This is a genomic window from Methylobacterium sp. Leaf399, assembly GCF_001424525.1.
Taxonomy (GTDB): Bacteria; Pseudomonadota; Alphaproteobacteria; order Rhizobiales; family Beijerinckiaceae; genus Methylobacterium.
This window is the reverse complement of the sequence record NZ_LMQK01000023.1, coordinates 354322-368085: the sequence shown is the minus strand read 5'-3', so window position 1 is coordinate 368085 and position 13764 is coordinate 354322. Positions and strand designations below refer to the sequence as shown.

The 13764-nt window shown below is 70.4% G+C and carries 12 protein-coding genes and 1 other RNA gene; 12 read left to right on the top strand and 1 reads right to left on the bottom strand.

Annotated features, from left to right (window positions below):
• Positions 1-216: 216 nt before the first annotated feature.
• The gene (locus ASG40_RS12770) at positions 217-1407 is read right to left on the bottom strand and encodes a site-specific DNA-methyltransferase (protein WP_200944260.1); all 1191 of its coding nucleotides are present in this window, start codon (positions 1405-1407) and stop codon (positions 217-219) included.
• Positions 1408-2028: 621 nt separating this feature from the next.
• Between ASG40_RS12770 and ASG40_RS12765 the strand changes: the two genes are divergently transcribed.
• The 12 genes from ASG40_RS12765 to ASG40_RS12715 all read left to right on the top strand — a co-directional run bounded on the left by ASG40_RS12765 (position 2029) and on the right by ASG40_RS12715 (position 13458).
• On the top strand, positions 2029-2358 hold the full coding sequence (locus ASG40_RS12765; RefSeq protein WP_244472401.1) for a septal ring lytic transglycosylase RlpA family protein: 330 nt from the start codon (positions 2029-2031) through the stop codon (positions 2356-2358).
• Positions 2359-2441: 83 nt separating this feature from the next.
• Entirely contained in the window at positions 2442-2756 is a 315-nt protein-coding gene (locus ASG40_RS12760) for a polyhydroxyalkanoic acid system family protein (protein ID WP_055886091.1), read from the top strand.
• A 64-nt stretch (positions 2757-2820) separates the two neighbouring features.
• Positions 2821-3054, top strand: coding sequence for a hypothetical protein (locus ASG40_RS12755; protein ID WP_055886089.1), 234 nt, complete (start codon positions 2821-2823; stop codon positions 3052-3054).
• 57 nt (positions 3055-3111) lie between these two features.
• On the top strand, positions 3112-4932 hold the full coding sequence (locus tag ASG40_RS12750) for an ABC-F family ATP-binding cassette domain-containing protein (RefSeq protein WP_055886085.1): 1821 nt from the start codon (positions 3112-3114) through the stop codon (positions 4930-4932).
• Positions 4933-5023: 91 nt separating this feature from the next.
• Complete coding sequence (locus tag ASG40_RS12745; RefSeq protein WP_055886083.1) at positions 5024-7054, top strand: BON domain-containing protein; 2031 nt, start codon at positions 5024-5026, stop codon at positions 7052-7054.
• Between the two features lie 46 nt (positions 7055-7100).
• Positions 7101-7406 carry a hypothetical protein gene (locus ASG40_RS12740; protein ID WP_055886080.1) on the top strand — a complete coding sequence of 102 codons (306 nt, stop codon included), beginning with the start codon at positions 7101-7103 and terminating at the stop codon, positions 7404-7406.
• Between the two features lie 55 nt (positions 7407-7461).
• Positions 7462-7902, top strand: a complete 441-nt coding sequence (locus ASG40_RS12735) for a VOC family protein (protein WP_055886078.1) — start codon at positions 7462-7464, stop codon at positions 7900-7902.
• A 45-nt stretch (positions 7903-7947) separates the two neighbouring features.
• An RNA gene (rnpB, locus tag ASG40_RS13275) (RNase P RNA component class A) lies at positions 7948-8341 on the top strand.
• Between the two features lie 354 nt (positions 8342-8695).
• Positions 8696-9748 carry a 16S rRNA (cytosine(1402)-N(4))-methyltransferase RsmH gene (gene rsmH, locus ASG40_RS12730; protein WP_055886074.1) on the top strand — a complete coding sequence of 351 codons (1053 nt, stop codon included), beginning with the start codon at positions 8696-8698 and terminating at the stop codon, positions 9746-9748.
• A complete protein-coding gene (ftsL, locus tag ASG40_RS12725) occupies positions 9745-10182 on the top strand; it encodes a cell division protein FtsL (protein ID WP_055886071.1) in 438 nt (145 codons plus the stop codon). Before rsmH ends, ftsL begins: the two co-directional genes overlap by 4 nt.
• A gap of 46 nt (positions 10183-10228) precedes the next feature.
• Complete coding sequence (locus tag ASG40_RS12720; RefSeq protein WP_244472400.1) at positions 10229-11998, top strand: peptidoglycan D,D-transpeptidase FtsI family protein; 1770 nt, start codon at positions 10229-10231, stop codon at positions 11996-11998.
• The gene (locus ASG40_RS12715) at positions 11995-13458 is read left to right on the top strand and encodes a UDP-N-acetylmuramoyl-L-alanyl-D-glutamate--2,6-diaminopimelate ligase (RefSeq protein WP_055886068.1); all 1464 of its coding nucleotides are present in this window, start codon (positions 11995-11997) and stop codon (positions 13456-13458) included. Before ASG40_RS12720 ends, ASG40_RS12715 begins: the two co-directional genes overlap by 4 nt.
• Positions 13459-13764: the final 306 nt, after the last annotated feature.

The window sequence follows — 13764 nt, the reverse complement described above, 5'->3', positions numbered from 1 at the left end:
CGGCCTGGATCGGTCTCGGCGCACCCCGCCTTGCGGGTGGCCTTTTGGAGCGTGGGCCGGCAGAGGGTCTGCGCGCGGTGCCCGACCTCGTGGGCAATCACGACGTCGGGGGCGCCGACGACGAAGTGCCTGACCCGGACGGTCGACGGCCCCGTCGAAGCCGAGGCGATCCCTCGGCGTGGCCGGTGGCGGTCGGTCGAGGCCGAGAGGCTGCGATCAGGCCGCCGAGCCCATCGCCGCGCGCATCTTGCCGCGGAACACGTCGATGAGGACGGGCTTGCCGTTGCGGGTGGCGTGCCAGAAATCCCAACCGTTGCAGGCGGGCAGGCCCTGCACCAGGGCGCCGATCTTGTGGATCGATCCGGTGGCGGGGCCGGCGGCCAGGGTACCGTCGGGGCGGACCAGGGCGGCATGGCGGCCGCGGGCGTCGGTGAGCGTCTCGCCGGCGCGGATGTGCCCGGCCTCGAGGACGCTCAGGAAGGCGACACGCGGCTCGGCGCGCTTGGTCGGTGCCACCAGCAGGGCGGCCGTCGACAAGGGTTCGACCGCATCGATGCGGGCGCGGGCCGCCTCGGCGTAGACCGTCTCGCGCTCGATCCCGATGAAGCGGCGCCCCAGCCGCTTGGCGACGGCTCCGGTGGTGCCGGTGCCGAAGAACGGGTCGAGGATGACGTCGCCGGGGTTGGTCGCCGACAGGATGGTGCGGGCCAGGAGCGCCTCCGGCTTCTGGGTCGGATGCACCTTGAGCCCGTCGGCGCCCTTGAGGCGCTCGTCGCCGGTGCAGAGCGGGATGAACCAGTCCGAGCGCATCTGGACGTCGTCGTTGCCGCCCTTGAGCGCCTCGTAATGGAAGGTGTAGCCCTTCGACTCCGCCGAGCGGGAGGCCCAGATCAGGGTCTCGTGGGCGTTGGTGAAGCGCTTGCCGCGGAAGTTCGGCATCGGGTTGGCTTTCCGCCAGACGATGTCGTTGAGGATCCAGAACCCGAGGTCCTGGAGGGCGCCGCCCACGCGAAAGATGTTGTGGTAGGAGCCGATCACCCACAGCGTGGCGTTCGGCTTCATCACCCGGCGGGCGGCGGTGAGCCAGGCGCGGGTGAAGGCGTCGTATTGAGCGAAGCTCGAAAACTGGTCCCAGGCATCGTCGACGGCATCGACGCGGCTCTGGTCGGGGCGCAGCAGCGAGCCCTCTCCGAGCTGGAGGTTGTAGGGCGGGTCGGCGAAGACGCAGTCGACGCTCGCCGGCGGCAAGGCGTTCATGGCGGCGATGCAATCGCCGATGAGGATTTCGTCGAGGGGGAGGCGAACGGAGGGTACGAGACCCATCCGCGGCGCCGACACGAGCCGCCCGGTACGCGAGACACTTTTCCGGGCGGCGGTGCCGGCAACCGCGGTACGCGGGGAAGCCATGGCAAACACCGGTTACGCGACTGACAACCGGACCATGCGGCCGTTAAGGTAAAGGTCGGGTTGCCGGGTCGAGAAAAATACGTCTCGCTTTGGAGCGGCAAATTTTGCCGGGTCGAGGCTAAACCGCCATTTCACCACCGTATCACGCCGACGTGATACAGGCGGTTTGCCAGTATTCGCCATCCGTCAATACAGAAATTATCGAAGACTCCGCGATTTATGCATAGCGCTGAATACCGGATTGGGCCTTGGACCGAGCGATGTCGGTTCCGATCACCGCACCCTGCACATGGCCGGTACTTCCGGCGATCGCCCATGCCGCGGCAGCGCAGGTCCGGGGTTCCAGGGGGGAAGGGATGCCCGACGCGACCGTGCTCGCTTTCGAGGCGCCGAATACCGGCGACGACAATCACGGATCGTGGTTACAATGGCAGCGGTATAGAAATCACCCGACGATAATACTTGTTGTGATTTGAAAATCGGAATGTGTTAAAATTTGCTTAAATCACGGCATGATCCGCCATAATCGTGACGTCTTATTTTGGCCCCGATCAAATTCATTTTGCGCCGCCTCTGCAACAGCGCAAAGGACTGCGTGTGAACATCAAGTCTGCTCGTCGGATCGTCGTCGTCACCGGAACCGCTGCCGCCCTCGCCACCCTCGCTCAACCGGCCGCCGCGCAGAGCGGTGCCGCCTCGTGGTACGGATCGGGCGCTCGCACCGCCAACGGGGAACGCTTCAATCCCAACGGCATGACGGCGGCCCATCGCTCGCTGCCCTTCGGAACCCGTGTTCAGGTCAAGAACGTCCGCAACGGGCGCAGCGTCGTCGTCCGCATCAACGACCGCGGTCCCTTCGTGCGCGGCCGCATCATCGATCTCGCCCGCGGCCCGGCCCGGGCGCTGGGCATCGGCGGCGTCAGCCGCGTTGCGCTCGCCGTCGTCGACTGAGGTTACGATCGGGCTCGGCCGGCGTTGTCACGGCGTCGGCCGTCCCCCATCTCGGGGCCAGCCAATTGGAGCCCGAGCGCGCGATGTCGAAACCCCTGATCGTCGAAATCCCGCATGAACTGGGCCTCGCCGAGGCCCGGCGCCGCATCGCGGACGGGGTCGGAGGCCTCGACAGCACCTTCAAGAAGGCGGGCATCGCCGTGGAGACGATGGCCTGGACCGAGGATACCCTCGCCTTCGCCGTGGCCGCCATGGGCCAGAAGGTGAACGGCCAGGTCGACGTCAAGCCGCAGACCGTGCGCATCGAGGTGCGGCTGCCGCTGCTGTTGTCGCTGTTCGCGCAAAAACTCCAGAAGACGCTGGGCAACAAGGGCACCCTTCTTCTCACGAAGAAGTAGGCGGGAACCGAGCTTCGTCGCCACCCGTTCACGTTCCCCGTCTCGTCCCGAGGACAGTCACTCCATGTCGAACCCCACGCCGATCCCGGAGACCCCGGTCCCGCCGGCTCCGGTCCCCGAGACCCCCTACGAGACGCCGACCACGCCCGAGCCCGGGCCGTCGCCGGAGATCCCCGGGAACTCGCCCGTCGAGGCACCGGGTTTCCAACCCACCGAGATTCCGCTCAACGATCCGGGCATCGGTCCCGATATCGGTCCCGACCCCTCGCCGGCGGGTCCCGCAAACCCGACGATGTAGGGTGGGAACCGGCGGGAGGATTTGTTTGCGCGGGCCGGCGCTGCCATAAGCCGGCCCATGGCTTCTCCCCCCCTCCTCACTCTCCAAGACGTCGCGCTCACCTTCGGCGGCACGCCGCTGATCGAGCGCGGCGAACTCGCGATCTCCCCGGGCGAGCGCACCTGCCTCGTGGGCCGCAACGGCTCCGGCAAGTCGACGCTGCTCAAGATCGCGGCCGGACTGCTGGAACCCGACAAGGGCGTGCGCTTCGTCCAGCCCGGAACGACGATCCGCTACCTCGCCCAGGAGCCGGATTTCTCAGGGTTCGAGACCACCCTGTCCTTCGTCGAGGCGGGCCTCACCAGCGGCGACGACGCCTATCGCGCGCGCTACATGCTCGAGAGCCTCGGGATGACGGGGGCGGAGAATCCGCGCAGCCTTTCGGGCGGCGAGGGGCGTCGGGTCGCCCTGGCGCAGGCCCTGGCGCCGGAACCCGACATCCTGCTCCTCGACGAGCCGACCAACCATCTCGACCTGCCCGCCATCGAATGGCTCGAGGCCGAGCTCAAGGGGGTGCGCGGCGCCCTCGTCCTGATCAGCCACGACCGCCGCTTCCTCTCGGCGCTCTCGCGTACCACGGTCTGGCTCGACCGCGGCGTGACGCGGCGGATCGAGCAGGGGTTCTCCAGCTTCGAGACATGGCGTGACGCCTTCTTCGAGGAGGAGGAGCGCGACCGGCACAAGCTCGACCGCAAGATCGCCGACGAGGAGCACTGGTTGCGCTACGGCGTCACCGCCCGGCGCAAGCGCAACGTGCGCCGGCTGGGCAACCTCCACGCCCTGCGCAAGGACCGACGCGAGGACCGGCGGCCGGTGGGCACCGCCACCATGACCTCGACGGAGGCCGAGAGCTCCGGCGCGCTGGTGATCGAGGCCAAGAACGCGGCCAAGGCCTACGGCCCGCGCACCATCGTCGGCGATCTCTCGATCCGGGTGATGCGCGGCGACCGGCTCGGCATCGTCGGCGCCAACGGTGCCGGCAAGACCACGCTCATCAACCTGCTGACCGGCCAGCTTCCCCCGGACTCCGGCTCCGTCCAGCTCGGCACCAACCTCAAGATGATGCTCCTCGACCAGGCCCGGGCCGTCCTCGATCCGGCGATGACCGTCACCGAGGTCCTCACCGGCGGCAGCGGCGACACCGTCACCGTGGGCGGCGTCAGCCGCCACGTGGTTGGCTATCTCAAGGACTTCCTGTTTGCGCCCGAGCAGGCCCGCACCCCGGTGCGGGTGCTCTCGGGCGGCGAGCGCAACCGCCTCCTGATCGCCCGCGCCCTGGCGCAGCCGGCCAACCTCCTCGTCCTCGACGAGCCCACCAACGACCTCGACCTTGAGACCCTCGACCTGCTCCAGGAGATGCTCGGCGACTATTCCGGCACCCTGATCCTGGTCAGCCACGACCGCGACTTCCTCGACCGGGTGGTCGGCAGCGTCCTCGTCAGCGAAGGGGAGGGGATCTGGGCGGAATACGCCGGCGGCTACACCGACATGATCGCCCAGCGCGGGCAGGGCGTGGAGGCGCGAAAGGCCGTTACCGGCCCCAGGGCGAAGGCCGACCGCGCGCCGGAGACGACGAAGGTGGAACCGGCCAAGGCGGCCCGGACGAAGCTCAACTTCAAGGACCAGCACGAGCTGAAGACCCTGCCCGAGCGGATCGCCAAGCTCGAATCCGACATCGGCAAGCTGCGCCGGGTCCTGGCCGATCCGGAACTCTATGCCCGCGATCCGGCCCGCTTCGCGAAGGCCTCGGCCGCGATGGCCGATGCGGAGGCCGCCTTGGCCGCGTCGGAGGACCGCTGGCTCGCCCTGGAGATGGAGCGCGACGCGCAGGCCGGTTGAGCGTCGCGACGGCCTTCATGCTGCCGCGGAAATGGCGTCAGCGTCTCGGTCACCGCGGGCCCCGGGCCCGCTTTTCCATCGAGGTAACGTCGTGCCGTTCGCCCATCTGCGACGCTTCGGCTGGTCGGCCGGCCTGCCGGCCCTGGCGGCGGTCGTCGGCCTCGCCGGCGCCCTGGGCCTGCCGAGCCTCGAGCGCCGCCTCAAGGCCTCGGCGAAGGCCGTGGCCACCGCCACGGAGGAGGGCGGCGCCGAGCCCTGGCTGCGGATCACGACGCGCGGCCGCGACGTGGTGGTGAAGGGCGAAGCGCCCAACCCGGAGCTTCGGGCCGATGCCCTGGCCCGTCTGCAGCGCCTGCCGGGCCTGCGCCACGTGGTCGGCCCGCTCGGCCTCGTCGAGGAGGCCTCGCCCTTCGTCTGGACGGCCACCCGGGCCGCGCCCGACCGGATCGACCTGTCGGGCAATCGCCCGGCCGAGATCGGACCTTTGGCCCTGGCCACGCGCCTCGCCCCCGACATGCCGCCCCAGACGACGTTGAAGGACGAGGCGACCTCGGCCCGGGGGGCGCCACCGGAGTTCCCCGCCGCCTCCGCCTATGCCGTCGAGCAACTCGGCGCCCTCAACCCCGGCGGTGTGGTGACGCTGACCGACACCATCCTGTCCTTCAAGGGCGAGGCGGCCACCATCGCCGCCTACGATGCCCTGCGGCTGGCGCTCGCCCATCCGCCGGAGGGGTTCAGCCTCGGCACCATCGAGATCCTGCCGCCGAGGATCGAGGATTTTCGCGTGGCCGTCGCACGGTCCGCCGACGGCGTGGTGCTCACCGGCAACGTGGTCTCGGAGACGGCGCGGTCGGCGATCCTCGCCCGTGCCGCCGAGATCGCGGGCGGACTGCCCGTCGACGACCGGATGCAGACCGCGCGCGGGCTCGGTGCGGCCATCGACCCGGCCGCACTGATGGATGCCGTGTTCGGCCTGGCGGACCTCGTCCAGGACGGAACCGTGACCTTCGCCGGTTCACGGCTCTCGGTCTCGGGGGCGGCCATCGACGCGCAGGCGGTGGGCGAGATCGAGGCGTTCGTGAAGAACAAGCGCCCGACCGGCGTCGAGGCCGGGGCGCTCGCGTTGGAGACCAAGCCGCTCGCCCCCTACCGCGTCCTCGTCCGGCGCGAGCGCGAGATCGTCACCCTCAGCGGCCATGTCCCCGACGAGGCGACCCGGGCCCGGGTGCTCGCGAGCCTGCGACCGCGCTTCTTCCAGGAGCGCATCGTCGACAAGCTGCGGATCGCGCAGGGCGCCCCGGCCGACCTCGCCGCGGCGGTCGATGCCGGCGTCGGCGGCCTGTCGCTGCTCGCCAGTGGCCGGGTCGCGATCACCGATCGGGCCCTGACCCTCGTCGGCGACAGCCTCTATCGCGAGAGCGCCGCGCGCCTGGCCGCGGACCTGCCGCGCAAGGTCCCCGCCGGCTGGCGGGCCGAGGCAGCGATCAAGGCACCCGAGGGGCCGGTGCTGACCGATCCCGACAGCTGCCGCACCCTGTTCGCGCAGGCCGCGCAGGGATCGGCCCTGCGGTTCGCGCCGGGGAGCGTGGCCTTGCGTCCCGAGTTCTATCCTGTCCTCGACGCGCTGGCGACGCTCGCCAAAACCTGCCCGACCCTGAAGATTTCGGTGGCCGGGCACGGCGATCCGCCCGGCGCCAAGCCCGTGGCGGCGGCCCCCGCCGAGACGACGGTCGTTGAGGCTTCCAGCGACAAGGCCACCGCCGATCCGTCCACGAAGCCGGCGGTGGATGCGGCCGCCTCCGCGGCACCGGCGACGGTGCCCGCGCTGAAACCGACGCCGCCCAAACCGACGGCGCCCAAGCCCGCGCCGTCGCAGTCCGCGCCGTCACAGTCCGCGCCGTCGAAGCCCGCGAAGGAAACCTCGAAGAAATCCTCGTCGCCGAACCCCGCCCCGGCGAAGGCCGTCGTGGCCGAAGCGGTGCCGGAGGCGGAGCTGCCGCGCCAGCGCGCCACGGCCGTCGTCGACTACCTGCTCAAGGCCGGGATTCCGGACGATGCCGTGACCGCCGCCGGCGCGACCCGCCCGGCGCAGCAGGGCATCGGCTTTAGCCTCGATTCCTGAGGGTGCCCCCGAGCCCCCCACCGCGTGACACCGCAAGGACGCTCCCTTGGCACTGATTCTGACGCTCCTCTGGCCGGCCGTCTTGGCCGCCCTCGCCCTCGGCGTCCTGGTGGGCGCCCTCACCGGCTTGCCGCGAGAACGCGGCGCGGGACTCGCCGCCGCCGGCCTGGCCCTGGGCGCGGCCGTGCTCACCGGGCTCGCGCTCGTCGGGCCGGTGGCGGGGCGGCCCGGGTTCTGGATCGAGATCGTGGCGCTCTGCCTCGATGCCTACCTCGCCGGATGTCTGGTCGGGGGCGCCGTCGCGTTCGTACGGCGCCCGCGCGCCCAGGCCGGCGCGGTCGCGCGGCGTTGACGATGCGCAGGCTCCGGACCAGATACCCCGGCATCACCGGAAGATGGGACAGACAATGGAATACCTGCACACGATGGTCCGCGTCGCGGATCTCGACAAGGCGCTCGCCTTCTACGTCGAGACCTTCGGCCTGAAGGAGACGCGCCGTATCGAGAACGAGAAGGGTCGCTTCACCCTCGTCTTCCTCGCGGCCCCCGGCGACTACGAGACCGCCAAGGAGACCAAGGCCCCCCTCGTGGAACTCACCTACAACTGGGACCCGGAGACCTATTCGGGCGGGCGCAACTTCGGGCATCTCGCCTATCAGGTCGACGACATCTACGCCTTCTGTGCACGCCTGAAGGACAAGGGCGTCACCATCAACCGGCCGCCCCGCGACGGCTACATGGCTTTCGTGAAGTCGCCCGACGGCATCTCCATCGAGATCCTGCAGAAGGGCGAGGCCAAGCCGCCGCAGGAGCCGTGGGCGTCGATGGAAAACACCGGAAGCTGGTAGCCGCGCTTGACCTTTCGATCCGGCGCGGCGCACACCCGCGCCGGATCAGTCGGCCGGGCGGCCGCTCCGGTGCGAACCGGGGAGGAAAGTCCGGGCTCCATGGAGAGACGGTGCCGGATAACGTCCGGCGGGGGCGACCCCAGGGACAGTGCCACAGAGAGCAGACCGCCCTGTTGTCAGGGTAAGGGTGAAAGGGTGCGGTAAGAGCGCACCGCGGACGCGGCAACGCGGACGGCACGGCAAACCCCACCGGGAGCAAGACCGAATAGGGGCGACGCGCCTCTCCCCGACAGGGGAAGGGCAGGCCCTCTCTCCAGGCCAGATCGCCCGGGTTGGTTGCTTGAGGCGGTCGGTGACGACCGTCCCAGAGGAATGGCCGCCACGTCCGGAAGCTCGCTTCCGGGCCCTACAGAACCCGGCTTATAGGCCGGCTGATCCGCCTATCCTTTCGGCTGGCGCCTGCCACATCCGACATTTCGCTCCCCTCGGCGTAGCGGCATGCGATCCGTTCCAGGCCCTACCGCCCGTTCCCGGGCGTTGAGCCCCGCGCCTTGAGCCGGTGTGCGAAGGACGCGTTTCGCCCCAAAAACTTACGCTCGGTTAACCTTGCTGGGGTCTGATCCCGGACGGGCCGTTCATCGCGGCCGGTCGGTTTGACGATGCTCAGAGGCCCATGGTACCCGCCACCACCCCGTCAGCGGCGCGTGATCGATCGGCGGACGCACCCGGCCGCGGGCGATGCGTGCCGGCCCGTCGTCGCCGACCCGTTCGCAGCCCCTCACGCGGCATCGCCATGACCCGACACCGCGACCGCAGCGAGCGCCCCGCCGGCGGCGCTCCCCACGTTCCCGTCCTGCTGTCCGAGGTCGTCGCGGCGCTGAAACTGCCCGCGCACGGCGTCGCCGTCGACGCCACCTTCGGGGCGGGCGGCTACACCACGGCGATGCTCGCCGCCGCGCCCGGCCTCACGGTGCTCGGCATCGATCGCGACCCCACCGCCATTGCCGCCGGCGCCGATCTCGTCGCGTCCGCGCAAGGGCGCCTCATCCTGTCGGAGGGCCGGTTCGGCACCCTCGACACCCTCGTCGCCGCGCAGGGCATCGCGGCGGTGGACGCGGTCGTCCTCGATATCGGCGTCTCCTCGATGCAGATCGACCGGGCGGAACGCGGATTCTCGTTCCGGCAGGACGGTCCCCTCGACATGCGCATGGCGCTGTCGGGGCCGACAGCGGCCGACCTCGTCAACGAGGCCGACGAGGCTGACCTCGCCGACATCATCTATCATTACGGCGAGGAACGCCGCGCGCGGGTCGTCGCCAGGGCCATCGTCGAGGCCCGCAAGGCCGGCCCGATCACCACCACCGCGGCTCTGGCCGACCTCGTGTCCGGCGTGGTCCACGTCGATCCCGCCGCCGGCATCCATCCCGCGACCCGGACGTTCCAGGGCCTGCGCATCGCGGTCAACGACGAGCTCGGCGAGCTCGTCCAGGCCCTGCATGCGGCCGAGCGGATCCTGAAGCCGGGCGGGCATCTCGCCGTGGTGACGTTCCATTCCCTCGAAGACCGCATCGTCAAGCAGTTCTTCACCATCCGCGGCGGTCGCGCCGCCCAGGGCTCCCGCCATCGGCCGAGCCTGGAGGCGACCCCGACCGCGAGCTTCGCGCTCGCGACCAAGGGGGCGGTCCTGCCGGGCCGGGCCGAGGTCGATGCCAACCCGCGCGCGCGGTCGGCCAAGCTGCGTTCGGGCGAACGCACGTCCGCGCCCGCGCCGCCGCCGCTCGCCGCCATCGAGGCCCTGGCCAGCTTGCCGGAACGGGCTGCCAAGGGACGGGGAGGACGCCGATGATCCGCCTGCTCAACCTTCTCGCGGTGGTGGGCCTGATCGGCTCGGCGATCTACGCCTACTCGATCAAGTACGACACGCTCTACCAATCGGCCCAGGTCTCGAAGGCCAAGACTCAGCTGCACAAGGAGCGTCAGGCCATCGCGGTGCTGCGGGCCGAATGGCAGCTCCTGACCCGGCCCGACCGGCTGCAGGCGGCGGTGGAGCGCCATCTCGGCCTCGAGCCGATCGGCGTGTCCCATCTCGGGCGCCTGGCCGACCTCCCGGCGCGGGTCGACCGCGGCGATGAGATCGGCCGCCTCCTCTCGGCCACCGCCACGGCGACGCCGAAGGAAAAGACGGCCAAGCGCGGTGACGAACCGCGCACCACCGGGTCGATCGGAGCACCGGCGACCCGCACCATCTCGACCCGCACGCCCACGACGGCCTCGAGGTAGTCCCGTGTCCCAGATCCCCCCCGACGACGCCGCTGCGACCGATCCGCTGCCGGTCGAGGCCGAGCCCGCCCCGGCGCCTGCGCCCGCGGTCCATCCGGCGATGACCCTCGCCCGCTCGATGTTCCGCCTCGCCATCGAGCGGTCCTACACCCGGGTCGGCCTGGTGGGCCTCGGGTTCACCGTGGTGTTCCTGGCCATCGCCGCACGCCTCGTCTCGATGGCGGCCTTTCCCGAGCCCGACAGCGGCGAGCGCCGCGTCGCCGCGGCGGCCACCACCGCGATCCGGCCCGACATCATCGACCGCAACGGCGAGATCCTGGCCACCGACATCCGCACGGTCTCGGTCTTCGCAGAGCCGCGCAACATCTACGACAAGGACGAGGCGGTGGAACTCCTCACCGCCGTGCTGCCGGACCTCAACGCCACCGACCTGCGCGCGAAGCTCTCGACGAAGAAGGGCTTCGTCTGGGTCAAGCGCGAGATCACGCCCAAGCAGCAGGCCGAGGTCCATCGCTTAGGCATTCCCGGCGTCGGCTTCCTGCCCGACCACAAGCGGGTCTATCCCAACGGCAACGCGGCGGCCCACATCCTGGGCGTGACCAACCTCGACAACATCGGCATCGCCGGCATGGAGAAGTACATCGACTCCACGGGGCTGAAGGACCTCAACAGCCTCGGTTTCGTGGCCAAGGCCACCGACCTCAAGCCCGTCCAGCTCTCGGTGGACCTGCGCGCCCAGTTCGCGGTGCGCGACGAACTCGCCAAGGGCGTCGAGCACTTCAAGGCCAAGGCCGGCGCCTCCATGATCATGGACGTCAACACCGGCGAGGTCATCGCCCTCGTGTCGCTGCCGGACTTCGACCCGAACAACCCGGTCGACGCGCTGACCGACGACCGCATCAACCGCATGAACGTCGGCGTCTACGAGATGGGCTCGACCTTCAAGGCGATGACCCTCGCCATGGCCCTCGATTCCGGCAAGTACAACGTCAACTCGACCTTCGACACCCGCGGCGGCGTGCTGCGCTACGGCAAGTCGGTCATCCACGAATACCACGGCACCAACCGCACCATCACGATGCCGGAGGTGTTCACCCATTCGTCCAACATCGGCTCGGCCAAGATGGCGCTCGGCGTCGGCGTGCCCGGCCACAGGGCCTTCCTCAAGAAGATGGGCCTCCTCGACCGCCTGCGCACCGAGTTGCCCGAAAGCGCGGCGCCGATCGTGCCGCCGCGCTGGACCGAGATCAACACCATCACCATCGCCTTCGGGCACGGGCTCGCCGTCGCCCCGCTGCAGGCCGCGGCCGCGGTGGCGGCGATCACCAACGGCGGCGACCTCATCACCCCGACGTTCCTGAAGACCGACGAGCCGACGGCGCGGGCCAAGGCGACCCGCGTCCTCTCGCCCCAGACCAGCGAGGCGATGCGCTTCATCATGCGCCTCAATGCCGTCGAAGGCTCGGCGCGCAAGGCCTCGATCCCGCTGTACTACGTGGGCGGCAAGACCGGGACGGCTGAAAAGGTGATCAACGGGCGCTACGTGAAGAACCGTCTGTTCACCACCTTCATGGCGGCCGCCCCCATGGACAAGCCGAAATACCTGTTCGTCACCCTCATGGACGAGCCGCAGGGCCTGCCGGAATCGGGCGGCTACGCCACCGCCGCCTGGAACTCGGGCGTCGTCACGGGCCGGGTGATCGAGCGCGTCGCCCCCATCCTCGGCCTGCCGCCGCAGTTCGAGCCGCCGGTCAAGCCGTTCCCGCTGATGGTCAAGCTCGGCGCCTACCACGCCACCCAGCTGGACGCCCGATGAGCGGGCCGACGCTCAAGGACCTCTTTCCGGGGATCGACGGCGGGGCGGCTGCGCAACGGATCGTCGGCGGCATCACCGCCGACAGCCGCCGGGTCGTTCCCGGCGGCGTCTTCGTGGCGGTGCCCGGCACCCGCGTCGACGGGAAAGCCTTCACCGCCAAGGCGGTGGCGGCGGGCGCCATCGCGGTGGTCGGCGAGGGAGCCGCCCCCGGCGACCTGCCGCCCGGGGCCCTCTGGATTTCGGTCGACGACGCGCACCGCGCCCTGGCGCTGGCCGCGGCGCGGTTCTCCGCTCGCCAGCCCGGGACCGTCATCGCGGTGACGGGCACCAGCGGCAAGAGCTCGGTGGCCGACTTCGTCCGCCAGATCCTGTCGCGTCTCGGTCTCGCCTCGGCCAGCCTCGGGACCGTGGGAATCGTCACCGACCGCGGCGCCGAATACGGCTCGCTGACCACCCCGGATCCCGTCTCGCTCCACGAGACCCTGGCGCGGTTGGCGGACGACGGCATCACGCACCTGGCCATGGAGGCCTCCTCGCACGGGATCGCGCAGCGCCGGCTCGACGGGGTCGGGCTGACGGTGGCGGGATTCACCAATCTCGGGCGCGACCACCTCGACTATCACGCCACCGTCGAGGAGTACCTCGCAGCCAAGCTGCGGCTGTTCACGACGCTTCTGCCGAAGGGTCGCCCAGCCGTCGTCAACGCCGACGGTCCCTATGCCGAGCGGGCGATCTCCGCCGCCGCCGCGGCCGGTCACGAGGTCATGACCACGGGACGCGCCGGCGACACCATCCGGCTCCTCGACGCGCGGACCGAGGGGTTCGCGCAGGTGCTCGCCGTCTCGCATGCCGGCATCGAGCACGTCGTCCGTCTGCCGCTGGTGGGCGCGTTCCAGGTGGAGAACGCCCTGCTCGCGGCAGGGCTGGTCCTGGCGGCCGCCGGCGCGGACCGGGCGTCGGCGATCTTTGCGAGCCTGGAACATCTCGTGGGCGTACCCGGCCGGATGGAGCGGATCGGCGAAGTCGACGGCGCGCTCTGCCTCGTGGACTACGCCCACAAGCCGGAGGCCCTGGAGAGCGTGCTCACCGCCCTTCGTCCCTTCGCGACGGGCCGCCTCGTCTGCGTCTTCGGCTGCGGCGGCGACCGCGATACCGGCAAGCGCCCCCTGATGGGAGCGATCGCGGCCCGGCTCGCCGACGCCGTCGTCGTCACCGACGACAACCCGCGCACCGAGGACCCCACCGCCATCCGCGCCGCGATCCTGGCGGCGGCACCGGGCGCCGTGGAGATCGGCGACCGCGCGGAGGCGATCCGGACGGCCGTCCAGGGTCTGCGGTCCGGCGACGTGCTGGTGGTGGCCGGCAAGGGCCACGAGACCGGCCAGATCGTGGGCGCGCAGGTGCTGCCGTTCTCGGACCACGACGTGCTCCGGGCGGCGATCGCAGCCCGGTCGAGTTGAGCCGGGTGGCGGCGGGGGGCCAGGAAACGGCCCGGCCTCCACCGTTCGAAGGGGCTCTGTTTCAGGGCCCTTTGCGGCTCGACCGATGACGATGGCTCCGGAATTCGAATGGGATGACGGCCATCGAGCGAAGTGCGAGAAGCACGGGGTCAGCATCGGCGAGATCGAAGCGCCGCTTCGCGGCTCGCCACGGGTTGCTCCGGATGTGAAGCATTCGCCGACGGAGCAGCGGCTTCCGGCCACGGGACGCAATGCCGAGGGACGACCGCTCCTCGTCGTCTTCTACCTTGCGCGGCCGAACCATCC